The organism is Actinomadura chokoriensis, from assembly GCF_039529475.1.
Classification (GTDB): Bacteria; Actinomycetota; Actinomycetes; order Streptosporangiales; family Streptosporangiaceae; genus Spirillospora; species Spirillospora bangladeshensis.
Window position 1 is genome coordinate 198,873 of record NZ_BAAAMW010000012.1, and the last position, 23,546, is coordinate 222,418.

At 72.0% G+C, this 23,546-nt stretch carries 21 protein-coding genes; 7 read left to right on the forward strand and 14 right to left on the reverse strand.

Features of this window, described 5'->3' with window-relative positions; all coding sequences use genetic code 11:
• Positions 1 to 93: 93 nt before the first annotated feature.
• Complete coding sequence (gene groL / locus ABFX46_RS25350; RefSeq protein ID WP_346045794.1) at positions 94 to 1,719, reverse strand: chaperonin GroEL; 1,626 nt, start codon at positions 1,717 to 1,719, stop codon at positions 94 to 96.
• A gap of 85 nt (positions 1,720 to 1,804) precedes the next feature.
• Positions 1,805 to 2,113 carry a co-chaperone GroES gene (groES, locus tag ABFX46_RS25355; RefSeq protein ID WP_067629509.1) on the reverse strand — a complete coding sequence of 103 codons (309 nt, stop codon included), beginning with the start codon at positions 2,111 to 2,113 and terminating at the stop codon, positions 1,805 to 1,807.
• Positions 2,114 to 2,348: 235 nt separating this feature from the next.
• On the opposite strand from groES, the gene ABFX46_RS25360 reads away from it, so the two are divergent.
• The 3 genes from ABFX46_RS25360 (at position 2,349) to ABFX46_RS25370 (ending at position 7,071) form a co-directional block, all read left to right on the forward strand.
• Entirely contained in the window at positions 2,349 to 3,563 is a 1,215-nt protein-coding gene (locus ABFX46_RS25360) for a THUMP-like domain-containing protein (RefSeq protein ID WP_346045796.1), read from the forward strand.
• Positions 3,564 to 4,213: 650 nt separating this feature from the next.
• Positions 4,214 to 5,863, forward strand: coding sequence for an apolipoprotein A-IV repeat region-like domain-containing protein (locus ABFX46_RS25365; RefSeq protein ID WP_346045798.1), 1,650 nt, complete (start codon positions 4,214 to 4,216; stop codon positions 5,861 to 5,863).
• A gap of 281 nt (positions 5,864 to 6,144) precedes the next feature.
• The gene (locus tag ABFX46_RS25370) at positions 6,145 to 7,071 is read left to right on the forward strand and encodes a phosphotransferase family protein (protein WP_346045800.1); all 927 of its coding nucleotides are present in this window, start codon (positions 6,145 to 6,147) and stop codon (positions 7,069 to 7,071) included.
• Between the two features lie 4 nt (positions 7,072 to 7,075).
• On the opposite strand, the gene tsaD is transcribed toward ABFX46_RS25370, so the two are convergent.
• The 8 genes from tsaD to ABFX46_RS25410 form a co-directional block, all read right to left on the reverse strand.
• Entirely contained in the window at positions 7,076 to 8,110 is a 1,035-nt protein-coding gene (gene tsaD / locus ABFX46_RS25375; protein ID WP_346045802.1) for a tRNA (adenosine(37)-N6)-threonylcarbamoyltransferase complex transferase subunit TsaD, read from the reverse strand.
• Complete coding sequence (gene rimI, locus ABFX46_RS25380) at positions 8,110 to 8,601, reverse strand: ribosomal protein S18-alanine N-acetyltransferase (protein ID WP_346045804.1); 492 nt, start codon at positions 8,599 to 8,601, stop codon at positions 8,110 to 8,112. The genes tsaD and rimI overlap by 1 nt, the downstream gene beginning before the upstream one ends.
• Positions 8,598 to 9,266: a tRNA (adenosine(37)-N6)-threonylcarbamoyltransferase complex dimerization subunit type 1 TsaB gene (tsaB, locus tag ABFX46_RS25385; RefSeq protein WP_346045806.1), complete on the reverse strand. Its 669-nt coding sequence runs from the start codon at positions 9,264 to 9,266 to the stop codon at positions 8,598 to 8,600. The genes rimI and tsaB overlap by 4 nt, the downstream gene beginning before the upstream one ends.
• A gap of 59 nt (positions 9,267 to 9,325) precedes the next feature.
• On the reverse strand, positions 9,326 to 10,681 hold the full coding sequence (locus ABFX46_RS25390) for a hypothetical protein (protein ID WP_346045808.1): 1,356 nt from the start codon (positions 10,679 to 10,681) through the stop codon (positions 9,326 to 9,328).
• 129 nt (positions 10,682 to 10,810) lie between these two features.
• Positions 10,811 to 11,272, reverse strand: a complete 462-nt coding sequence (gene tsaE / locus ABFX46_RS25395) for a tRNA (adenosine(37)-N6)-threonylcarbamoyltransferase complex ATPase subunit type 1 TsaE (protein ID WP_428831311.1) — start codon at positions 11,270 to 11,272, stop codon at positions 10,811 to 10,813.
• 5 nt (positions 11,273 to 11,277) lie between these two features.
• Complete coding sequence (locus ABFX46_RS25400) at positions 11,278 to 12,363, reverse strand: alpha/beta fold hydrolase (RefSeq protein ID WP_346045810.1); 1,086 nt, start codon at positions 12,361 to 12,363, stop codon at positions 11,278 to 11,280.
• An 11-nt stretch (positions 12,364 to 12,374) separates the two neighbouring features.
• Entirely contained in the window at positions 12,375 to 13,499 is a 1,125-nt protein-coding gene (alr, locus tag ABFX46_RS25405) for an alanine racemase (protein WP_346045812.1), read from the reverse strand.
• A gap of 145 nt (positions 13,500 to 13,644) precedes the next feature.
• Positions 13,645 to 15,114 (reverse strand): NAD(P)H-hydrate dehydratase, encoded by a 1,470-nt coding sequence (locus ABFX46_RS25410; protein ID WP_346045814.1) that lies wholly within the window; start codon positions 15,112 to 15,114, stop codon positions 13,645 to 13,647.
• A 226-nt stretch (positions 15,115 to 15,340) separates the two neighbouring features.
• Here ABFX46_RS25410 and ABFX46_RS25415 point away from each other — a divergent pair, with 226 nt between their 5' ends.
• The 3 genes from ABFX46_RS25415 (at position 15,341) to ABFX46_RS25420 (ending at position 16,929) form a co-directional block, all read left to right on the forward strand.
• Positions 15,341 to 16,201, forward strand: coding sequence for a helix-turn-helix domain-containing protein (locus tag ABFX46_RS25415; RefSeq protein WP_346045816.1), 861 nt, complete (start codon positions 15,341 to 15,343; stop codon positions 16,199 to 16,201).
• Positions 16,092 to 16,463, forward strand: coding sequence for a DUF397 domain-containing protein (locus ABFX46_RS43570; RefSeq protein WP_428831306.1), 372 nt, complete (start codon positions 16,092 to 16,094; stop codon positions 16,461 to 16,463). Before ABFX46_RS25415 ends, ABFX46_RS43570 begins: the two co-directional genes overlap by 110 nt.
• 259 nt (positions 16,464 to 16,722) lie before the next feature.
• Positions 16,723 to 16,929 (forward strand): DUF397 domain-containing protein, encoded by a 207-nt coding sequence (locus ABFX46_RS25420; protein WP_163063153.1) that lies wholly within the window; start codon positions 16,723 to 16,725, stop codon positions 16,927 to 16,929.
• 93 nt (positions 16,930 to 17,022) lie between these two features.
• Here the strand turns inward: ABFX46_RS25420 and ABFX46_RS25425 are convergent, their stop codons facing one another.
• The 3 genes from ABFX46_RS25425 to glmS all read right to left on the reverse strand — a co-directional run bounded on the left by ABFX46_RS25425 (position 17,023) and on the right by glmS (position 20,900).
• The gene (locus ABFX46_RS25425; RefSeq protein ID WP_346045817.1) at positions 17,023 to 17,994 is read right to left on the reverse strand and encodes an ABC transporter permease; all 972 of its coding nucleotides are present in this window, start codon (positions 17,992 to 17,994) and stop codon (positions 17,023 to 17,025) included.
• 6 nt (positions 17,995 to 18,000) lie between these two features.
• Positions 18,001 to 18,972, reverse strand: a complete 972-nt coding sequence (locus tag ABFX46_RS25430; RefSeq protein WP_346045818.1) for an ABC transporter ATP-binding protein — start codon at positions 18,970 to 18,972, stop codon at positions 18,001 to 18,003.
• Positions 18,973 to 19,055: 83 nt separating this feature from the next.
• Entirely contained in the window at positions 19,056 to 20,900 is a 1,845-nt protein-coding gene (gene glmS, locus ABFX46_RS25435; RefSeq protein ID WP_346045819.1) for a glutamine--fructose-6-phosphate transaminase (isomerizing), read from the reverse strand.
• Positions 20,901 to 21,022: 122 nt separating this feature from the next.
• On the opposite strand from glmS, the gene coaA reads away from it, so the two are divergent.
• The gene (coaA, locus tag ABFX46_RS25440) at positions 21,023 to 21,964 is read left to right on the forward strand and encodes a type I pantothenate kinase (RefSeq protein ID WP_346045821.1); all 942 of its coding nucleotides are present in this window, start codon (positions 21,023 to 21,025) and stop codon (positions 21,962 to 21,964) included.
• A 21-nt stretch (positions 21,965 to 21,985) separates the two neighbouring features.
• Here coaA and ABFX46_RS25445 read toward each other — a convergent pair whose 3' ends face one another.
• Positions 21,986 to 23,350, reverse strand: coding sequence for an alkaline phosphatase PhoX (locus ABFX46_RS25445; RefSeq protein WP_346045823.1), 1,365 nt, complete (start codon positions 23,348 to 23,350; stop codon positions 21,986 to 21,988).
• Between the last annotated feature and the right edge of the window lie 196 nt (positions 23,351 to 23,546).

Here is a 23,546-nt window from a genome sequence, read left to right on the forward strand (position 1 = left end):
GGCTCATCTTGCTACAAACAGCCCATTAACCGATAAAAGACGAGACCCCCGTCCGGAACGGACGGGGGTCTGCCGATGCGGCGAGCGGACGGCTCAGTGGCCGTGCCCGTGGCCGTGCCCGTGACCGCCGGCGGCCGGCTCCTCTTCCTCCGGCTTGTCGACGACGAGCGCCTCGGTGGTGAGCAGCATGCCCGCGATCGAGGCGGCGTTGGTGACCGCCGAGCGGGTGACCTTCACCGGGTCGATGACGCCCTGGGCGATCAGGTCGCCGTACTCGCCGGTCGCGGCGTTGTAGCCGTGCCCGGCCTGCAGCGCCTGCACCTTGGAGACGACGACGTAGCCCTCCTGGCCGGCGTTCTCGGAGATCCAGCGCAGCGGCTCGGCCAGCGCGCGGCGGACGGCCTCGGCACCGGTGGCCTCGTCGCCGGACAGCCCGAGCGTGTCGAAGCCCTCCTTGGCGACGTGCACCAGCGCGCTGCCGCCGCCGGAGACGATGCCCTCCTCGATCGCCGCGCGGGTCGCCGAGATGGCGTCCTCCAGGCGGTGCTTCTTCTCCTTCAGCTCCACCTCGGTGGCGGCGCCGACGCGCAGCACGCAGACCCCGCCGGCCAGCTTGGCCAGGCGCTCCTGCAGCTTCTCGCGGTCCCAGTCGGAGTCGGAGTTCTCGATCTCGACCTTGATCTGGTTGACCCGCGCGTTGATCTCGTCCGCGGAGCCCTCACCGTCGACGATGGTGGTGGCGTCCTTGGTGACGGTGATGCGGCGGGCGCGGCCGAGGTCCTCCAGCCCGATGGAGTCGAGCTTCAGGCCGATGGCCTCGCTGACGACCTGGCCGCCGGTGAGGGTGGCCATGTCGCCGAGCATCGCCTTGCGGCGGTCGCCGAAGCCCGGCGCCTTCACCGCGACGGACGTGAACGTCCCGCGGATCTTGTTGGCGACGAGCAGCGCCAGGGCCTCGCCCTCGACGTCCTCGGCCACGACGAGCAGCGGCTTCTTGGTCTGCGCGACCTTCTCGGCCAGCGGCAGGAACTCCTGCACGTTGGAGATCTTGCCGTCCACGATGAGCACGTAGGCGTCGTCCAGGACGGCCTCCATGCGCTCGTGGTCGGTCACCATGTGCGGCGACAGGTAGCCCTTGTCGAACTGGAGGCCCTCGGTGAACTCCAGCTCCAGGCCCATGGTGTGGGCCTCCTCGACGGTGATGACACCGTCCTTGCCGACCTTCTCGAACGCCTCGGCGATCAGCTCGCCGATCTGCGCGTCCTGCGCGGAGATGGTCGCGACGTGCGCGATCTCGCCCTTCTCCACGATCTCGCGGGCCGACTTCAGCAGCTGGTCGGACACGTACTGGGCGGCCGCGTCGATGCCGCGCTTCAGCGCGAGCGGGGACGCGCCGGCCGCCACGTTGCGGGTGCCCTCCCGGACCAGCGCCTGCGCGAGGACGGTCGCCGTGGTGGTGCCGTCGCCCGCGATGTCGTTGGTCTTGGTCGCCACTTCCTTGGCGAGCTGGGCCCCGAGGTTCTCGTACGGGTCCTCCAGCTCCACCTCGCGGGCGATGGTGACGCCGTCGTTGGTGATGGTCGGCGCACCGAACTTCTTGTCGATGACGACGTTGCGGCCGCGCGGGCCGATCGTCACCTTGACGGCGTCCGCGAGAGCGTTGACGCCGCGCTCAAGAGCCCGGCGAGCGTCCTCCTCGAACTCCAGGATCTTCGCCATGCGGATACTCCTCTATTACGCGATCCGCCCCGGCCGCCCCGCCGAAGGCGGCGCCGACCGGGGCGGGTGCATCACGTCTCGGTGATTACTTCTCGATGACCGCGAGCACGTCGCGGGCCGAGAGGACGAGGTACTCCTCGTTGTTGTACTTGACCTCGGTGCCGCCGTACTTGCTGTAGAGCACGACCTCGCCGACCTTGACGTCGACCGGGACGCGCTCGCCCTTGTCGTCGACGCGGCCCGGGCCCACCGCGATGACGGTGCCCTCCTGGGGCTTCTCCTTCGCGGTGTCCGGGATCACCAGGCCCGACGCGGTGGTGGTCTCGGCCTCAAGCGGCTGGACGACGATGCGGTCCTCAAGCGGCTTGAGAACAACCTTGGTGGCGGTCGTCACGATCTGACCTCCCCTTCGATTGGTCCTCGGCCGGCCACGGATGACCGGCCAGCACATGTGACAGAAGAGGCGACCCTGGACCGGCCTGCCGTCGCGGGTGCCAGACCGACCTTCGTCGCTGTGTTGGCACTCTCGCTACGAGAGTGCCAGTCATGGAGACTATTCCGTGCCCGGGAGCCCGTCAACACGGACACGGACGCACCGGGCGGTGTTCACCGACCGCTAACTTCGCTCCATGGACATCGCGTCGTTCCGCGCCCTGCGCACCGCGTCGGGACAGGCACTCCTGGACGAGGTGGCCGCCGCGGACGTGCGCGAGGACGCCCTGCTCGCGACGGCGACCCGGCTGCGCGAACGGCACGATCCCGCGCTCGTCGCGGCGGCGCTCACGGAGGTGCGGCTCCGCGAGCGCGCGCGGCCCAAGTTCGGTCCGGACGCCGCCCGCATGTACTTCACGCAGGCCGGCCTTGAGCAGTCGACCCGGGCGAGTGTGGCGGCGCATCGTGCGCGACGGTTCGCGACCCGGTTGGACGGCGCGCGTGTGCTGGAACTGGGGTGCGGGATAGGAGCCGACCTCATAGCGCGGGGGCGCGCGGGGCTCCCTGGGGAGGGCGTGGAGCTCGACCCGTTGACGGCGGAGGTCGCGCAGGCGAACGCGACCGTTTTCGGGCTGGACGCTCCCATACGCGTTGGGGACGCCACCAAAGCCACCGTGGACGGGTTCGGTGCCGTGTTCGCCGACCCTGGACGTCGTACGGCCCGGGGCAGGGTCTTCGATCCCCGCGCTTATGAACCTCCGCTTGACGTCGTCCTGGATATGGCGCGGAAGGTACCCGCCGCTTGCGTCAAGGTGGCGCCCGGCATACCGCATGAGGCCGTCCCGGACGGCGCGGAGGCCGAGTGGGTGTCGGTGCACGGTGACGTCAAAGAGGCCGCCCTCTGGCTGGGGTCGCTCGCAGGGGACGCGGGACGCCGGGCCACGCTGCTCTCGTCCGACACCGACCCGGAGGTCTGGACGCTGACCCCGCATGGGGCGGACGTCCCCGAAGTACGCGCGTGGGGTCGCTACCTGTACGAGCCTGACGGAGCGGTGATCCGCGCCCATCTGGTGGGCGAGGTGGCGGAACTGGTCGGCGGCGGGCTCGCGGACGAGCACATTGCCTATGTCACGTCCGACCGGCTGTGCCCGACGCCGTTCGCGTCCGCGTACGAGATAGAGGACGTGCTGCCGTTCTCCGTGAAGCGCCTGCGGGCGGAGTTGAAGCGCCGCGAGGTCGGCGTGCTGACCGTCAAGAAGCGCGGTTCGGCCGTCGACGTCGACCGGCTGCGGCGCGACCTCGGCTTCGGCGGGCGGCGGCCGGGCCGGAGCGGTGCGGAGCTGACGCTGGTGGTGACGCGCGTGGGCCGCGACCCGGTCGCCCTCCTCACCCGTCCCGTCCGCACCGCCTGATCCGCCGGGGAACCGCCCGGAACCCGCCCGGAACCCGCCCGGAGCGGGCACCCGCCGGCAACCCTGCCCAAAGATCTTCCGGCCGACCGGCAACACCAAGCCGGGCCGGGCGACGCGCCACGGCGGTGCAAATCATCGGCGTTTTGCGGCATCGCGTTCACCAGGGATTGCGGGCGCCCGGCAAGGGCACGGCGCCGCCCGCAAATCGGCGCGCCGAGATCAACGCACCCGAAAACGCCAAGGCAGGTTCAGCGACCGTGACTTCGGCGCCATGAAATACCCTCCGAAATGGGGCCCGCACCTGGCGTCCGGGGCCGTGTCCCCGCGGCCGCGCACCGGCGGCCGGCGTCCACCGGCGGTTCGGGAACTGCGGATGTTGGACGAGATGTACGGACAGAGCACCACCCCGCCCGCGCCACGCAACACCGTCCATATCCCCATGATCATCACGCTTGTCGCGAAGCGGAGAACTACCCCGCCCCCGGCCATTCACCGCTATTCACCCCAGTCGGATAACAGGCGCATTCCGCAGAACTCGCAATCTTCTCTGCTACCCGTTTTAGCGGCCCCTCACACGCACTACAGTGGCCACCTCAGAGATTCATTTGCCGTGCGTCATTTCGTCGCGCCGGCACACGAAGGAGCATCGGGTGGAAACGAATCACAACTTCCTGCAGACGGGGGGTCAACCGGTCTCGGATCGGATGCGGGAGTTGCTCGCCCGTGCGGCGCAGGACCACGTCTACGAACAGCGCTCACAGGGTCAGGTCCTGGACGAGATTCGGCAGCGGCTGGAAGGCATGGAGTGGCTGCTCCGCGAGGTCCGCGAGCGGGAGCTCAGCGGGCTGACCGGGCAGATCGAGAGCGTCCGCGGGCAGGTCGACGAACTGTCCGGCAAGCCCCCGGAATGGGCCGAAGGCCTGGCCGAGCACATCGAGTCGTTCGGCGAGCGGGTCAAGCCCGTCGCCGAGCTGCCGGCGCTGTGGGCCGACGTCGGCGTCGTCGCGGAGAACGTCGACGAGGGCCTGACCCGCATCCAGGCCGTCCTCGACTCGGCGCAGCAGATCACGGACGCCACCCGCCAGGCGTCCCAGCGCATGGACGAGATGACCAAGCGGCTGGACAAGCTCCAGGGCAGCATGGAGGCCGCGTCCGTCCGCTTCAACCGGCTGGACAAGTCGCTCGCGGAGCTGGGCCACCGGTCCGAGCGGCTCGAGCATTCGATCAACGGGGTCACGGCACGGGTCGACCAGGCGCTCGGCGAGATGGCCGAGCGGATGGAGCAGGGCCTGGAGGCGGTCAACGGCCGGGTCGAGGGCGTCGGCGGCCGGCTCGACGGGCTGGACGGCCGGCTGGACGGCGTCGACGGCCGCCTCGAAGGGCTGTCCGGCAAGCTGGAGGGCCTGGACGGGCGGTTCGAGAGCCTCGACGGCCGCATCGACGGCGTCGGCGAGCGGATCGGCCGGCTCCCCGCCACGCTGGAGATCGCCGAGCTGCACCGCGTGCTGCGCGACCTCGCGGAGCGTCCCGCGGCCGAGTACGGCGACCGGTTCGACGCGCTGGAGAAGCACCTCGCCGAGGCGGTCGACCCGCTCATCGAGGAGCTGCGCGCCCGGCCGGACCGCGACGAGGTCAAGGCGACCATGTCGCAGATCGCCGAGACCGCCTACAGCGACGTCGCCAAGCGGATGGACGAGTTCTCCCGCCGCTTCGAGGACGTGCACGACGACGTCCGCAAGCGCATCGAGAACATCCACGAGGAGGTCGCCAAGCGGGTCGACGGCGCGCTGGAGGAGTTCACCGCGCAGGTCGACCTCGTCTCCCGCCGCGTCGAGTCGGTGCACGCCGACGTCGCCAAGCAGGTCGAGTCCGTGCACAGCGAGGTGGCGCGCCAGGTCAGCGGCGTACACGACGACTTCGGCAAGCGGATCGGCGACATCCACGAGGACGTCACCCGGCAGGTCGGCAGCATCCACGAGGACGTCGCCAAGCAGGTCGGCAACATGCAGGAGGACGTCGCGCGGCAGGTCGGCGGCGTCCAGGCCGAGTTCGCGCGGCGCGTGGAGAGCATGCAGGACGAGGCCGGACGGCGCGCCGACGCCGCGCAGGCCGAGTTCGCCAAGCGCTTCGTGCACGTCGAGGACGAGGTCGGCCGGAAGGTCGACGGCGTCCACGACGAGGTCTCCAAGCAGGTCAACGCGGTGCACGAGGACGTGCTGAAGCGGCTGTCCACGCTGGAGGAGACGATGCTCGCCCTGGCCGAGGCGCTCCTGCGCCCCCGCCGCGACCCCAAGGACTGACCGCGGCGGTCAGTCCCCCTCGGGGGTGTGGGGCTCGCCCCCACCATGACACTGGCCGCCGCCGGGGGAGGGTCGCCCCCATCGACGCCGAGCGAGAATCCGGGCGGGGCCTGCTCGCGGCCCCGCCCGGGTGCGTACGGATACCCCACGGAATCCGTGACGTTTGTCCGGCAAACGGCCGCGACGACCGAAGAGGTTCCCGCCGCTCGCCCCGCTGACGTGCGTTCTGTTACTTTCCGTCTTCGTAAAATCACTCCCAATACCCTTCGGAATCCGTTTTCATGGATCAGGTGACTCGCACACCGGCTCCCTGCCTGCCGACCGGCGCCCCGCCCGGCCACCCGACCCTGCGCTGGGTCGAGGAGTGCCTCGGCAAGGGCGCCGAGGTCCGCATGGTGCGGCCGCTCGCCGGCGGCACCGCGCACGCCAACCACGCCCTCCTCGTGGAGAGCGGCTCCGGCAGCGCCCACCGGCTCGTCCTGCGCCGCTGGACGAGCCGCGACCCGGTGCGCGGCAACGCCGACTTCTCCCCCGAACGGGAGATCGCCGCACTCGCGCTCCTCGCCGGCTGCGAGATCCCCACCCCGGCCCTCGTCGCCGCCGACCCCGCCGGGGCCTACTGCGACGTCCCCGCCCTGCTCATCACCCGGCTCCCCGGACACCCGCCCCGGCCGTCCCCCGACGACCTGCCCGAGTACCTCATCCAGCTGGCCGCCGCGCTGCTGGCGGTGCACGCGCTGAACGGCGCGGCCACGATGCCCCCGTACATCCCCTACAACCGGCTCGACGTGCGGCGCCCGCCCAAGCACGCGCTCCGCCCCGCCCTGTGGGAACGCGCCTTCGAGATCGCCGCCCGCCCCGCCCCCGAGGCGCCCGCCCGCTTCATCCACCGCGACTACCACGCCGACAACACGCTGTGGTCCTACGGCAAGCTCACCGGCGTCGTCGACTGGTCGGACGCCTCGTCCGGCCCCGTCGCCGTCGACATCGCCCGCATGCGCCGCGGCCTCGCCCTCCACTACGGCACGTCCGTCGCCGACCGCTTCCTGTCGGCCTTCGACCAGGTCTCCGGCGGCCACGACCACGACCCGTACTGGGACGTCCGCTGCCTCCTGGACCTACTCCCCGAAAACCATGACACTCCCATGGACGAAGCCAAGGTCCCCCTCTACGAGGACTACCTCGCCACTCTTCTGGTGGAGTGCTGACCCGTCAGAGGGTGATGGTCTCGATGGGGAGGCTGGAGTCCGCCGGTAGTTCCAGGTCCGACGGGGGGCGGCCGGTGGCCACCAGTTCGGAGCCCAGGGCGGCGACCATGGCGCCGTTGTCGGTGCAGAGTTTCGGGCGCGGGACGCGGAGGCGGACGCCTGCGGCCTCGCAGCGTTCGGCGGCCAGGGCGCGCAGGCGGGAGTTGGCGGCGACGCCGCCGCCGATCAGCAGGTCGTGGACGTCGTTGTCCTTGCAGACCTTCAGGGCCTTCCGGGTCAGGACGTCGACCACGGCCTCCTGGAAGGACGCGGCCACGTCCGGCACGGGGACGGGCTCGCCGGCCCGCTCCTTCGCCTCGACCCAGCGGGCCACCGCCGTCTTCAGGCCGGAGAACGAGAAGTCGTAGGTGCCGTCGTTGTACTTGCCGCGCGGGAACGCGATCGCGGCGGGGTCGCCCTCGCGGGCCATGCGGTCGACGATCGGGCCGCCGGGGAAGCCGAGGTCGAGGACCCGCGCGACCTTGTCGAACGCCTCGCCGGCCGCGTCGTCCACCGTGCTGCCGAGCGCGCGGACGTCGCCCGCCACGTCCGGGACGAGCAGGATCGAGGAGTGGCCGCCCGACACCAGCAGCGCCACGCACGGCTTGGGCAGCGGGCCGTGTTCGAGCTGGTCGACGCACACGTGCGCGGCCAGGTGGTTGACGCCGTAGAGGGGTTTGCCGAGGGAGAGCGCGTACGCCTTGGCGGCGGCGACGCCGACCATCAGCGCGCCCGGCAGGCCAGGGCCGGCGGTCACGGCGAAGGCGTCGACGTCGGCGAACGCGACGCCGGCGTCCGCGAGGGCGCGTTCGATGGTCGGCCCCATCGCCTCCAGGTGCGCGCGCGAGGCGACCTCCGGCACGACGCCGCCGAACCGGGCGTGCTGGTCGACGCTGGAGGCGATGGCGTCCGCCAGCAGCGTGTGTCCGCGCACGATCCCGACCCCGGTCTCGTCGCACGAGGTCTCGATGCCGAGCACCAGCGGCTCGTCCCGAATCATCACTTCTCCCGGTTGAAGCCCATGGCGGGACGGCGGTTGAGCGGGCGGCTCATCACGATCGCGTCCACGTCGGAGGGCTGGTAGTAGCGCTTGCGGAGGCCGACCCTGACGAAACCGAACCGCTCGTAGAGGCGGTGCGCGGCGTCGTTGTCGGCGCGGACCTCCAGGAACACCGCCTCGCTGTTGCGGCGGACGGCCTCGTTCAGCAGCGCGGTCAGCAGCGCCGCGCCGACGCCGCTCTTGCGCCGGTCGGCGCGCACCCCGATGGTCTGCACGTCGGCCTGCCCGCCCGCCGCCGCGAGGCCCGCGTAGCCGACGATCTCGCCGTCCGGCTCCTCGGCGACGACGTAGTGCCGGGTGCGGGGCTGCTCGGCGAGCTCGCCGCGGAGCATCTCCTCGCTCCAGGCGTCCTCGGGGAACAGGGCCCGCTCCAGGCGGTGGACGGCCGGGAGGTCCGCTTCGGTCATGGAACGCAGGGCGACGCCGGTCATGCCGGAGTCACCTTCTTGCGGGGGCCGGGCTCCTTCGCGTCCGGCCTGCGCAGGTAGAGCGGCTCCGGCGGGAGGAGTTCGGGCACCTTGAGGCCGGCCAGGCGGGAGACGGTCAGCTCCGCGAGGGCGCCGGCGGTCGGCAGCAGGGGTTCGTGCCCGGAATCGCCGAGGATCTCCGGGTAGAGGGCGCCGCCCTCACCGACGACGGGCAGCCCCTGTGGGACGTCCGACGGCGGGCCCACCGCGGGCTCGGTGGCGCGCACGCGGGCCGAGTCGTACCGCGCCCAGTAGACCTCTTTGCGGCGGGCATCGGTGGCGACGACGAACGGCTCGTCCCTGCCGGTGGCCCAGGCGATGATGTCCAGCGTGCAGACACCGTGCACGGGAACGCTCAGGACCTCGCCCATGGAGCGCGCGGTGACGAGACCGACGCGCAGACCCGTGTACGGGCCGGGCCCGACGCCGACGGCGATCGCGCTGAGGTCGCCCGGCGCGGCACCGGCCTCCGCCATCACCTGCGCGATGGACGGGGTGAGCAACTCGGTATGCCTGCGCCGGTCGACCGCCTCGGCCACGCCGCGCGGCACGGCGCCCTCACCCGGAATCCACTCGTACAGCGCCACGGTGATCGCGGCGGTCGCGGTATCGAAAGCCAAGACCAGCACGGGTTGTAAGCCTACCGGTCAGGCGGGGGCGGCTGGTTCGGCTCCCGACTTGTTCCGGTTCACCCCTGGTTGAGGGCTTCGACCACGGCCTTCGCCACCTCGGTGGTGCCGTCGGTCGCGTCCTTGGACGAGAGCGGGTCGCCGTCGTTGGAGCCCGAGTAGTGGATCGTGATCAGGACGTTCGCCAGCCGGACGTTGCCGACGGCCTCCCCGGCCCCCTGCTTGCCGTCCACGCTGTAGACGATGTACCCGTCGTCGCCGACGTCCTTGAGGCGGATCTTGTCGGTGAGCTTCTGGCCGGGCAGCAGCGCCTTGCCGGACTCGTCGGCGCTGCGCTCGGACGTGAACGTCCTGGTCGCGGTGCTGGTGGGCGTCTCGTCGGCGCTGCCGGCGATCGCGCGCAGCTCGACGGTGAGCTGCCGCTTGGTGTCGCCCGCGTAGGCGCCCCACACGCACTGGTTCTGCCGCTCGTTGCTCTGGTAGTTGTCGGCCTGGGTGCGCTCGGAGCCCGGCGCCAGCCGGTCGATCAGGTCCTGGCCGACGATCGTGCAGGAGTCGGGGACGAGGGCGCGCTCGCCCTTCGCCGTCGGAGAGCTCTCGGCGGCGCCGCTGCCGACGATGTCGCCGCCGTCCTTGTCGCCGCTCGCGCCGACCCCGCCGAGGATGACGACCACCGCGAGGACGCAGACGCCGATACCCGCGACGATGCCGCCGAGGATGACTCCCCAGCGCCGTCCGCCGCCGCGCTCGCGCGCCACCCGGTGGCTGCCGGTGCGGTAGCCGCCGGTGTCGGACCGGTAACCGCCGGACCCGGTGCGGCGTCCGCCGCCGGCGCGGTAGCCGCCGGTGTCGGTCCCGTATCCGCCGCTCTCGGAGCGGTAGCCGCCGCTGCCGGCCTGGTACGGGCCGGTCTCGCGCCGGTAAGGCCCGCTGTCACTCTGGTACGGCCCGCTGTCGCGCTGGTACGGGTCGTCGTCGCGCCGGTACGGAGTGGACTCCCGCTGGTACGAGCCAGGCTCCGACGGGTACTGGCCGGAACCCGGCTGCTGGTACGGGCCGGAGTCGCGCTGATAGGGGCCGCTGTCCCTCTGGTAGGGGCCGCTACCTGATTGCCCGGACGCGTAGCCGCCCGATCCGTAACCGCCGGTCTCGTAACCGCCGGTGCCGTACTTCCCGGTCTCGTAGGCGCCCGTGCCGTACGCGCCCGTCTCGTAGGAGCCGGTGCTGTACTTGCCGGTCTCGTAACCGCCCGTTCCCGGGGTGCTTCCGGAGTCCCGGCCCGGGTACGGCCCGTTCTCGTCGCGGCCCGTGCCGTATCCACCGCCGTCCGGCCGGTAACCACCGCCTGGCCCTTGGCCATCGCCCGAACCGCGGTAGCTGTCGCGGTCACTACCGCTGCGATGGCTACCACTCACCGGTTCCCACTCCCGTTGAGGAAATCGATATGTCGCGTAGGTGAGGCTTGTTCCGGCAAAGAGTACGACATGTAGCCGTAAAGTGGTCCATCCTGGATGGCAAAAACCGGCGAAGTTGCCCGCGGGCCCTCAGACGGCGCGGAGTTCCAGGTCGGACCAGCGATGACCGACCCCGACGATCCTTACTTCACGATCTTCACCGGGGCCGTCCCCGCGCGAAATGATCACTTCCAGCCGGTCGTCGGCAAGGCCCTCCGCGAGCCCTTCTCCCCATTCCACGATCGTCACCGATTCGTCGACGGAGGCGTCGAGATCGAGATCGTCCAGTTCCGCGAAACCGCCCAGCCGGTAGGCGTCCACGTGCACCAGCGGGGGGCCGCCCGCGAGCGACGGGTGCACCCGCGCGATGACGAACGTCGGCGAGGTGATCGGCCCCCGCACCTTCAGGCCCTCGCCGATCCCCTGGGTGAGCGTCGTCTTGCCGGCGCCGAGATGCCCGGTCATGACGAGCAGGTCGCCCGCCCGGAGCACGGCGGCGAGCCGCAGCCCCAACTCGTGCATGTCCGCCGCGGTCGGGACGTCAACGGTGATCGCGTTCACGCGGTGCGCTCCTCCTCCTGCTCGTGGTCCGGCCGGACCCGGGCGATCAGCCGCCGCAGGCCGCCGGTCACCACCCCCGGATACTCCAGCGGCAGCACGTGCCCGGCCACCTCCACCTCTACCAGTTCCGCCTCCGGCAGCGCCGCCGCGATGCGCCGGCCGTGCTCGGGCGGGGTCAGCCGGTCCCGGCCGCCGACCAGCACCACCGCGGGCACGTTGCCGAGGACGCCCAGGCAGCCGGCCTTGTCGTGGCCCATCAGCGCCGGATAGAACTCCGCGATCACGTCGATCGGCGTCGCCCTGATCATCTGCTCCAGGAAGTCGACGACGGACGGGCTGACGTACTTGTCGGCGAACGCCATCTTCCGGGTGACGACGAACGCGAGGTCGGCGCCGAGCCCGCGGGCCTTCTCCACGAGGTCGGCGCGGCGGCCGAGGCCGCGCAGCGTCCCCGGCGCCAGCGGCCGGACGACCTTGGCCAGCACCAGCGGCAGCCCGAGCGTCATCTCCGCCAGGTCGCCGCAGGACGTGTTGACCAGCGCGACGCCCACGACCTGCCGCTCGAACAGCTCCGGATGCCGGTCGGCCAGCGCCATGATCGACATCCCGCCCATGGAGTGCCCGACGAGCACCACGGGGTCGTCCGGGCCGACCGTCGCCTTCAGCACCGCGAACAGGTCGTCGCCGGTCTGCTCGATGGTCGCGCGCTCCAGCGCCCCGCGCCCGGACCGGCCGTGGCTGCGCTGGTCCCAGAAGACCATCCGCAGCGCGCCCTGGAGATCGCGGCGCTGGTAGTGCCAGGAGTCCTGGTTGAGGGTGTATCCGTGGCAGAAGACGAGGGTGAGGGGGGCGTCGCCGGGGCCGTCCACCTCCACGTGCAGCGGGACGCCGTCATCGGCCTCGACGGTGAGCTCCCGCCCGCGCAGCGCGCCGAACGGCTCGCCCGCGTCCGGATCGGGCCGCAGCCGCACCCGGCCGACGGCGAAGTGCCGCAGCCCGACGGCCGCGCCCACCCCCGCCGCGCCCACACCGGCGACGACGCCGGCGACGCCGAGCCGGCGCCGCCTGCTGCTGCTCTCCATGCACGTGCCCCCTACAAGGCCCGGCCCGGATACGCCCTCGGCACCCGGGACCCGATGCGGGTGACGATCTCATAGGAGATCGTGCCCAGGGCGTCCGCCCATTCCTGCGCGGTCGGCTCGCCCCGGTCGCCCGGCCCGAACAGGATGACCTCGTCACCCGCCGACAGCCGGTCGTCGCCGAGGTCGATGACGAACTGGTCCATGCAGACCCGCCCGGCGATCGTCCTGCGGCGCCCACCCGCGAGGACCTCCAGGAGGTTCGACCCGTGCCTGGGGATCCCGTCGCCGTACCCCACGGGCACCACGGCCAGGTTGGTGGCCTCTCGCGTGGTGTACGTGTGACCGTATGACACTCCGCGGCCTGCCGGGACCCGCTTGACCAGCGCCGCGTCCGCCACCAGCGTCATCGCGGGCCGCAGCCCGAACGTGCCGAGCCGCGGCACCGGCGTCAGCCCGTAGGTCGCGATCCCGGGCCGGACGAGGTCGAACCGCGCCTCCGGAAGCGTCAGCGTCGCCGCCGAGTTCGCCAGGTGCCGGACCTCGAACCGCGCCCCCGCCTTCTCCGCGTGGGCGACCATGTCGGTGAACGCGCCGATCTGCGCCGCGATCGAGGGGTGGCCCGGCTCGTCCGCGCAGGCGAAGTGCGACATGACCCCGGCCACCCGGACCGGCCCGGCGGCCTCCGCCTTCAGCGCCGCGTCGACCAGCGCCTCCCACTCGGCGCCGCTGACGCCGCCCCGCGACATGCCCGTGTCGGCCTTGAGGTGCACGCGGGCCTGCCGCCCGGTCCGCTCCGCCGCCCGGACGACCTCGTCCAGCAGCCAGATCGCGCCCACGGTCAGGTCGACGTCCCGCGCGACGGCCTCCTCGTACGGCTCGCCCGGCACGCCGAGGGTCACCAGCGTCCGGGCGGTGAGGCCCGCGTCGCGCAGCCGCAGCGCCTCGGCGAGTTTCGCGACCCCGAGCCAGGACGCGCCGCCGGCGAGCGCGGCCCGCGCCGCCTCCACCAGCCCGTGCCCGTACGCCTCGGCCTTCACCATGGCCATGACCTCGGCGCCCCCGGCCCGCTCGCGCAGCACCCCGATGTTGTCGCCGATGGCGTCCAGATCGACGCGCGCCTCCGCAGGAACCTTCATGACACCCAGTTTGCCGCTCCGATCACCGTGCCCGGAGCATCATCGCCCAGCTCACAGCGGAACGACGAGCCTTCGCCGTCCGATAGGACGCGAACGCCCGACCCCGGGTTCGGCACGGCCCGCCGCGAGGAGGGCCGGGGCTCGGTCAGATGCTGCGGAAGGCCGCGGGGAGGGCGTCGATCACGTCGTAGGCGCTGATCGGGGATTCGCCGCCCGGTGTCGGGGCGGCGGCCAGGCGGGCGGCGAGGCCGTGGATGTAGGCGCCGGCGGTGGCCGCGTCCAGGGCGGGAAGGCCGCCGGCCAGGAGCGCGCCGATCAGACCGGAGAGGACGTCGCCGGTGCCGGCCGTCGCCAGGCGGGGGGTGCCGGTCGGGTTGGCGCGGACGGGGCGGTCGGCCTCCGCCACCAGGGTCGTCGACCCCTTGAGGAGGACGGTCGCGGAGAGTTCGGCGGCGGCGCGCCGGACGTGCTCCAGGCGGGCGGCCTCGATGTCGGCGCGGTCGGCGGAGATCAGGCGGGAGAGCTCGCCCGCGTGCGGGGTGAGGACGGTCGGGGCGGCCCGGCTCAGCAGGTCGCGGCGGCGGGACAGGACGGTGAGGCCGTCGGCGTCCACCAGCGCGGGCAGGTCGGTGGTCAGGACGGCTTCCAGCAGCGACTCGGCGGCGGCGTCGGTGCCGAGGCCGGGGCCGACGACCCACGCCTGGACGCGTCCGATGCGTTCGAGGACCTTGGCGCCGTGCGGGCCGGGCTCGATGACCGTCGTCACGGCCTCCGGCCAGCGGTGCCGGACGAGCTCCACCGGATGGGCCACCGACGCGAAGCGGACCATGCCCGCGCCGCCGTGCACGGCACCGCCGGTGCAGAGGACGGCCGCGCCGGTGAACTCGTCGCCGCCCGCCAGGATGCCGACCACGCCGCGCCGGTACTTGTCGGACTCGGGGCCCGGCTCGGGCGGCTGGACGTCCGCGGGCCGGGGGGCGACGACGTCCGGGTCGGGCAGGTCGGGGCCGAGGCCGATGTCGACCAGTTCGACCACTCCGCAGTGGGACGCGCCGGGGTCGATGAGAAGGCCCGGCTTGTGCGTCCCGAAGGTGACCGTGACGTCGGCCTGGACGGCGGCGCCCTCGACGCGGCCGGTGCTCGCGTCCACGCCGCTCGGCACGTCGCAGGCGACGACCAGGGCGGCGGACGCGGAGGCGAGCGCGGCGTAGCGGGCGTGCGGGTCGCGGAGCCCGCCGGTGCCGCCGATGCCGGTGAGGCCGTCGATGATCAGGTCGGCGCCGGCGATCTCGCCCTCCTCGCCGGCCGCCAGGAGGCGCCCTCCGGCCGCGCGCAGGGCGTCCAGCCCGCCTTCGTGGATCTTGGAGCCGGCCTGGAAGGCGTGCACGCGGGCGCCGCGCCGGGCGAGCCGGGCTCCGGCGTAGAGGGCGTCGCCGCCGTTGTCGCCGCCGCCGACGAGGAGGACGACGCGGGACCCGTACACGGCGGGCAGGAGGCGGGCGCAGACGGACGCGAGACCGGCGGCGGCGCGCTGCATGAGGGCGCCGTCCGGGAGCCTGGCCATCAGCGCGCTCTCCGCCGCCCGCACTTTGCCGACCTCGTGCGCGTACCTCATGCCCGGCTCCCCAAGTCGATCATACGGACAGCGTGCCACGGGAATGCGCCGCGCAACCCTCCGCAGCAGCGATTTGTACCTTGCGCTGCAAGTTTCGGTGTCATGTGCGCAAAAGAATCATCGGCCGTAGAATCTTCCTCATCCGCTCCGATGTATTCGCACTGCGGCACCCCGGTGCGGCAGAATGCGCCCAGATCAGTCCGCCGGGACTGGAGAGGCCCGAGCAATGAGCACTTCCCGAGGTCCCTCCGTCCGGCAGCGGCGGCTCGCCGCCGAGCTCCGGAGGCTGCGCGAGCGCAGGGGTCTCACGGGCGACGAGGTCGCCGACCGGCTCGGCTGGTCCACCGCCAAGGTCAGCCGCATCGAGAACGCGCGGACCGGCGCGAAGATCGACGACGTCCGCCGGCTGCTGGAACTGTACGAGATCGACGGCCCCCGCCACGCCGACCTGATCTCCCTGGCCCAGGACGCGGCCCAGCGCGGCTGGTGGGAGGAGTACCGCGACCTGCCGAGCCCGCTGGCGGATTTCATCGCCCTGGAGTCCGAGGCCACGGCCGCCAGGGAATGGGGCAGCACCGTCTTTCCCGGGCTGCTCCAGACGGAGAACTACGCGCGGCACGTGATCGGGGGCTGGAGCGACCTCGCCACGCTGCCGCCGCAGGAACTGGAACGCCGGCTGGACGTGCGAATGCGGCGGCGCGAGCTGCTGGACGGCCCGCGCCCGCTGGAACTGTCGGCGGTGCTCGACGAGGCGGTTCTGCAGCGCCTGATCGGGGACCAGAAGGTCATGCGCGAGCAGCTCGAACATCTGTACCGGATGACCGGGCTGCCGAACGTGACCGTGCAGATCCTGCCCTTGGGGATCGCACACTCGGTGTTGGCCGAATCGTTTATCCTTCTGGAATTCTCACCTGTGCATGACATCCTTTTCCCTGATATCGTGCACGTGGAATCCCTGACAATCAGCCACTTTGCGGATGAGGCTGTTACCTATATGTACAGGCTCGCCTATTCAAGCCTGGCGGGCCAGGCGCTGGACGCCGACGAATCCCGGCGCCGCATCGCCGCGGCCAAAGACGCCTGGTGACGGGTCCGCGGAGGGGCTCAATCCTTGTGAAAGGCACCGAGTGTCCCCTTTCGCCACTGCTGCTCCACAATGGAGGAGAAGCGCCCACTGCGGGGCGAGCAACACGTGCGTCGAAATCGCCGCACTGTTCGGTTCGTCCCATTCCATCGGCGCGCGCGACGCCAAGCACGGCGCGCACGGCCCGGTCCTGTCGTTCTCGCACGGAGAGTGGCTGGACTTCCTCGAACGAGCCAAGAAGGGCGAATTCGATCTGGGCCGATGAGGCGGCACTGAACCGCCGCTGAGCCCCCTTCCGCCGCCTCACGAGGGCCGGCGGAGGGACACGCCGCACGGGCCGGGTCCACGCTAGACCCGGCCTGTCGCCACCCCACCGGAAACTCTGGTCCTACCTCGCCGCGCCGGTCACACGGGTACCGCGCCACCCGTCCGTGATCAGGCGTTTTTTGCGATCTTGTTACCGTGTGCTTGATGTACCGGCAGCGCGGCCGCGGACAATGCAACTTTCGATGCAGGGAGCCGGAATGAGTTTCCGTGGGACAGCCCCCGCCCAGTGGAGGAGAAGCACCCGATGCGGCGCCAGCAACGGCTGCGTCGAGGTCGCCCGACTCGACGGGGAGGCGATATCCGTGCGCGACACCGAGGACACCGCGACGACACTCAGGTTCGGCCCCGGCGAATGGCGCAGGTTCACCGAGCACGTCCGGGACGGCCGTTACGATCGCCCCTGAAAGAAGCACTGCAACTTGCACCTCGACTGAGAATTCCAGCCGACCGGAGAATTTCATTCGACGCTTCACGAGGTGATCAGCGGGGCGGCGTTATCACGCCACTCGGACGCCCCTCGGAACGCGATATAGGGGCGTCCGCAAACGGGCGGCGGTAAGGGCGACGGCGCCCGCCGCGAGTGCCAGGTCGAAGGCCAGCCCCCACGGCCATACCGCCACCTCGGCGTCCGGGGCGTGCCGCTGCGCGCCCTTGCCCTTGCGGATGTCGCGCACGCCGCGGCTCAGCTCGCCCAGCGGATCGGCCGACGGCGACCGGCGGTACACCACGTCGCCGACGAGGATCCTGCGCTCGGGCAGCCGCGGCGCCGCGTCGGCGAGCACGACGACCGGGTTCGGCGACAGGAGCCACCAGACGCGCTCGCTGTGTTCGACCGTGTAGCCGCGGTACGGAGTGGACCGCTGCTCCGCGGTGAACTGGAGGGCGATCGAGTACAGCAGCGGCGTCCCGGCCAGAAGGGCGAACACCGTGATGTAGGACATCAGCACCGAGGTGATGCTGCGCGCGAGGATCGCCGACCACGCCTGGCTGATCGCGCAGACCACCCCGATGAGCAGGGCCGTGACGCTGAGGACGGCCTGCGCCCGCAGCGGGCTGATCACCCCCTCGGCGACCGGGAGCAGCAGGACCGGCAGCGTGAGCAGGAGGGCGGCCAGGCCCGTCCCCCACGCGGCGGCGAGCTTGCCGAGCGCGATCTCGCCGGGCGTGAGCCGGGTGACCTGGAGGGTGGCGAGCGTCCCGCGCTCCCGGTCACCGTTGATCGACTGGCCGCTGAGCGCGGGCGTGACCAGCAGCGTCAGCACCAGCACCCCGAGCAGCACCCCGCCGAACATCGGGATGCCGGGCTTGTCATCGGACGAGCCGCCGTCGACCTCCAGCGCCAGCCGGAACAGCAGGCCGAGCCCGTTGACGGTCAGGAACCAGGCCGCGAGGAGCGCCTTCCAGCGGCCCGTCCGCAGCCGGGTCCTGATCTCCTGCCGTGCCACCAGGCCGATTCCGCGCGCGGTCACCGCCGGTCACCTCCGGGTCTCGGTCATCGCCAGGTAGGCCGATTCGAGCGCGCTGCCCGCCGGGGCGAGCCCGCTGACGGGCACCCCCGCCTCGACCAGCCCGGCCAGCAGCGACGCCGCCTCGGCCTCGGTGAGCGGGCCGACCTCCGCGCCGCCCGGCAGCTCGGTCGGCCGGAGCCCCGGCAGCCCCTCGGGCGGGTCGGCCAGGGCCGCGACCAGCCGCCCGCGGTGGAGCGAGCGGACGCGCCACCGGACGCGGGACGACGACGTCCCGGCGAGCTCGGCCATCGTGTGCTCGCCGACCGTCCGGCCGTGGTCGACCAGGACGACCCGGTCGGCGATCTCCTCCAGCTCGCCGAGGATGTGGCTGGACACCAGCACCGCGACGCCCTCCGCCGCCAGGGACCGCAGCAGGTCGCGCAGCTCGACGCGCGAGCGCGGGTCGAGGCCGGAGGCGGGCTCGTCCAGCAGCAGGACGCACGGTCGGTGCACGAGGGCGCGCGCCATCCCGAGCCGCTGCTTCTGCCCGCGCGAGAGGGCGTGCACCGGCCGCCCGACATGGTCGTCCAGGTGGACGAGGGTGAGCAGTGCCTTGACGCGGCGCTGCCGATCCGCCTTCGGCAGCCCGTAGGCGTCCGCGAAGAACGCCAGGTACTCGTCCACCGTGAGCTGGTCGTAGACGCCGAAGACGTCCGGCATCCAGCCGAGCGCGTCGCGCGCCCTCGCGGGGTCGGCCAGCGCGTCGTGCCCCGCGATCCGCACCGTGCCCGAGTCGGGAGCGAGGAGCGTCGCGAGGATCAGCAGCAGTGTGGTCTTGCCCGCGCCATTGGCGCCGACGAGCGCCGTGACCTGCCCGTACGGGACGGTGATGTCGAGCCCGCGGAGCGCCTCCAGCGGCCCGAACCGCCGCGTGACCCCGCGCGCCTCGACTCCGAAGCCGACTCCGAGGCCGTCACCGGGGCCGCCGTCTTCCGCCACTCGCCACCTCCGCCGCCACCGGGCCGGTCCGATCTCCTTGGACGCGGCCCGGAATCAGCGGGTTCCGGCGGCTCGCGGCGGGTCTACTCGACGGTGACGGATTTGGCGAGGTTGCGGGGCTGGTCGACGTCGTGGCCCTTCGCCGTCGCGAGTTCGCAGGCGAACACCTGGAGCGGGACGGTCGTCACCAGCGGCTGCAGCAGGGTCGGGACGGCCGGGACGCGGATCAGTGTGTCCGCATACGGCTCGACCGACTCGTCGCCCTCCTCGGCGATGACGATCGTCCGGGCGCCGCGGGCCCGGATCTCCTGGATGTTCGAGACGATCTTGTCGTGCAGGACGTCCCGGGCGCGCGGCGGCACCACGACGACGACCGGCAGGTTCTCCTCGATCAGCGCGATCGGGCCGTGCTTCAGCTCGCCGGCGGCGAAGCCCTCGGCGTGCATGTAGGCGAGTTCCTTGAGCTTCAGCGCGCCCTCCAGGGCCACCGGGAAGCCCACGTGGCGGCCGAGGAACAGCACGCAGTGCTCGCCCGCCAGCGACCGCGCCAGCTCGCGGACCGGCTCCATGGTCTCCAGGACCTTGTCGACCTTCTCCGGCATCCGCTCCAGGAGCTGGACCATCGCGAACACCTCGTCGCCCCACTTGGTGCCGCGCACCTGCGCCAGGTACAGCGCGATCAAGTAGACGGCGACGAGCTGGGTGAGGAACGCCTTGGTGGACGCGACCGCGATCTCCGGCCCGGCGTGCGTGTAGAGGACGCCGTCGCACTCGCGCGGCAGCGTGGAGCCGTTGACGTTGCAGATGCCGAGCAGCTTGGCCTTCTGCTCGCGGGCGTGCCGGACGGCCATCAGCGCGTCCATCGTCTCGCCCGACTGGGAGATCGCGATGACCAGCGTCGACGGCGACAGGATCGGGTCGCGGTAGCGGAACTCGCTCGCGAGCTCCACCTCGCAGGGCAGCCCGGCCCAGTGCTCGATCGCGTACTTGGCGATCAGGCCCGCGTGGTAGGACGTCCCGCACGCCACGATGATGATCTTGTCGACCTCGCGGAGCTCCCGGTCGGAGATGCGCATCTCGTCCAGGTGCAGCCGGCCGTCGGAGCCGATCCGGCCGAGCAGCGTGTCGGCGACGGCGCGCGGCTGCTCGGCGATCTCCTTGAGCATGAAGTAGTCGTAGCCGCCCTTCTCGGCGGCGGACACGTCCCAGTCGACGTGGTAGTGCTTCACCTCGGCGGGGCGCCCGTCGAAGTCGGTGACCGAGACGCCCTCGGCGCGCAGCTCGACGACCTGGTCCTGGCCGAGCTCGATCGCGTCGCGGGTGTGCGCGATGAACGCGGCGACGTCGGAGGCGAGGAAGTTCTCGCCGTCCCCGGTGCCGACGACGAGCGGCGAGTTGCGGCGCGCCCCGACGACCAGATCGGGGTTGCCGGTGTGCACGGCGACCAGCGTGAACGCGCCCTCCAGCCGGCGGCAGACGCGGCGCATGGCGTCGGCGAGGCCGCCGCCCGCCTTCAGCTCGTCCTCCAGCAGGTGCGCGACGGCCTCGGTGTCGGTGTCGGACGCGAGGCCGTGCCCGCCCTCCTCCAGCTCGGCGCGCAGCTCGGCGAAGTTCTCGATGATCCCGTTGTGGATCACCGCGACGGACCCGGTGCAGTCGACGTGCGGGTGCGCGTTGCGGTCGGTCGGCGGGCCGTGCGTCGCCCACCGGGTGTGGCCCATGCCGAGCGTCCCCGCGGGCGGCGGCTCCTCCTCCAGGGCTCCCCGCAGGTTCGCGAGCTTGCCCGCGCGCTTCGCCGTCGCCAGCTTCCCGTCGGCCAGCACGGCCACTCCGGCCGAGTCGTAGCCGCGGTACTCCAGCCTCGCCAGCCCCTCGACGACGACGTCGAGCGCCGGCCGGCCGCCTACGTACCCCACGATTCCGCACATGGCGGCAACTCTATTCGGTGTCCGGGCCGGGACCTACCCGCAGGCGGCGCGGCCGGTCCCGCTAGCGTGAACGGCCGGTGAAAACCCGGTAACCGGCTGGACCGCCCCGTAGTGTTCAGCCCATGACGGACGGATGGGACAGCGTGCCGAGCCCTTACGTGGAACTCTCCCGCGACGCCTGGCGCGGCCTCCGGGAGAGCACGCCGCTGCCGCTCACGCCCGGTGAGCTGGAGGCGCTGCGCGGCCTGAAGGACCCGATCGACATCACCGAGGTCGAGGAGGTCTACCTGCCGCTGTCCCGGCTGCTGAACCTGTTCTTCCTGGGGGACGGGCGGCTCCGCGACACCGTCAGCGGCTTCCTCGGCGGCGAGGTGGCGCCCACCCCGTTCATCATCGGGGTGGCGGGCAGCGTCGCGGTCGGCAAGTCGACGACGTCGCGGCTGCTGCGCACGCTGCTGGCCCGCTGGCCGGAGCATCCGAGCGTGGAGCTGGTGACGACCGACAGCTTCCTGTACCCGAACGCCGTCCTGTCCGAGCGCGGGCTCATGGACCGCAAGGGGTTCCCCGAGTCCTACGACCGGCGCGCCCTCGTCCGGTTCGTGTCCGAGATCAAGGCGGGCGCGGCGCAGGCGTCGATCCCGGTGTACTCGCACCTGGAGTACGACATCGTGCCGGACGCGGCGCAGACCGTCCGGCGGCCGGACATCCTGATCGTCGAAGGGCTGAACGTGCTGCAGGCGCCGCCCGCCGGCACCCTCGGCGTGTCGGACTTCTTCGACTTCTCCATCTACGTGGACGCGCGGGTCGAGGACATCCGGCAGTGGTACATCGACCGGCTGTTCGCGCTGCGCCGCACCGCGTTCACCGACCCGCGCTCCTACTTCCACAAGTACGCCCACGAACTGGACGAGGACGAGACCGCCGCGTTCGCGCAGCGCGTGTGGCGGGACGTCAACGAGATCAACCTCGTCTCCAACATCCTGCCGACCCGCGCCCGCGCCACCCTCGTCCTGCACAAGGACCGCGACCACTGCATCCAGCGCGTCCGCCTCCGCCGCATCTGACCGGGCGGAGCCCGCGATCGGTCAGCGCCAGGGGCCGGTCACGGCGAAGGTCGTGCCCGGGGTGTAGACGTTGACGAACATCGTTCTCGCGTCCGGGGAGAACGTGACGCCGGCGAACTCGCCCCATTCGGGCTCGTCCTCGGTGCCGATGTTCTGCCGGTTGCGGGCCATCGGGTAGACCGTGCGGCGGCGGGACACACCGAACACGTGCTGCGCGCCGTTGCCGTCCTCGCAGACCATCAGGCCGCCCTGCGGCGCCAGGCAGATGTTGTCGGGCGACTCGCCGGGCTTCTGGACGTCGGTGCCGGGGCCGAACACGATCACGAGGGTGAGGCGGCGGTGGCGCGGCTCGTACGACCACACCTGCCCGAAGTGGTCGGCGCGCGAACCGTCCGCCGTCTTCGCGAAGCTCGACACGAAGTAGACGCGGTCGCCGCCCCAGTAGCAGCCCTCCAGCTTCTGCGCGTGCGTGATGCCGCCCGGCCCGAAGTCCTGGAACCGGATCGCGGTCTCCTTCGCCAGGGGGTCGGGCACCTCCTTCCACTCGACGCGGTCGAACACGGTGCCGGGCTCTTGGACGACCGACAGGTCCGGGACGTCGGGGACGCGGAGCGCTTCGAGGCGGCCCCCGGCTCGCAGGCTGCCGAACCCGCCGCGCGGCTTCTCCGGCAGGAACCGGTAGAACAGCCCGAACGGCTTCTCGAACGCGTCCTCGGTCTCGTAGACGGTGCCGTCGCGCGGATCGACGGCGATCGCCTCGTGCTGGAACCGGCCCATCGCGGCCAGCGGCTCGGGGACGGTCCGGTCCTGCCGGTACGGGTCGACCTCAAAGATGAACCCGTGGTCCTTGGTGTAGTTCCCGGTACCCGCCTTGTCCTCGGTCTCCTCGCAGGTCAGCCACGTGTGCCACGGGGTCGGGCCGCCGGCGCAGTTGACGGCCGTCCCGGCGATGGCGACGCGCTCGGTGCGCACGCGCCCGGCGCGGTCGACCTCCAGCGCGGTGCAGCCGCCGAGGCCCTCGGGGTCGTAGGTGACGCCCTCGACCGGCGGCACCCGGTGCTCGGCGTCCGGGCGGTTCTCGTGGTTGCGGACGAGCCACGTCCGGCCGCGTCCGGGGAAGGCGGACATGCCGTCGCAGTGGCTCGGGACGGCACCCTCCCCCGAGCGCAGCGGCTCGCCCTCCCGGGACAGGACGGTGTAGCGGAACCCGCGCGGCAGGTCGAGCAGGCCGTCCGGGTCGGGCACGAGCGGCCCGTACCCGTCGTGGCGGCCGGCGGGCGCGGCGGCGGCGCTCCCGGCGAACAGCTGCTCGACGGCGCCGGTGAAGGCGATGCCCGCCCCCACCGCGCCCGTCCCCGCCAGGAGCCGGCGGCGCGTGACTGACATGGGTGCACACTCCCTGGTCTGGACGATCGACGACCTTCCAGCCGTTGTAACACGGGTCACACCGGCGGGATACGGCACACCTCGACAGGCCGCGGATCCGCTCTCATCCGGACCGGTGCGGCTCGTCTTCGGCGTGTGGAGCGGCATACCCGAAACCCCGCGGCGCCGGGCAACCCGCGCCGCTTCGGCCAGGACG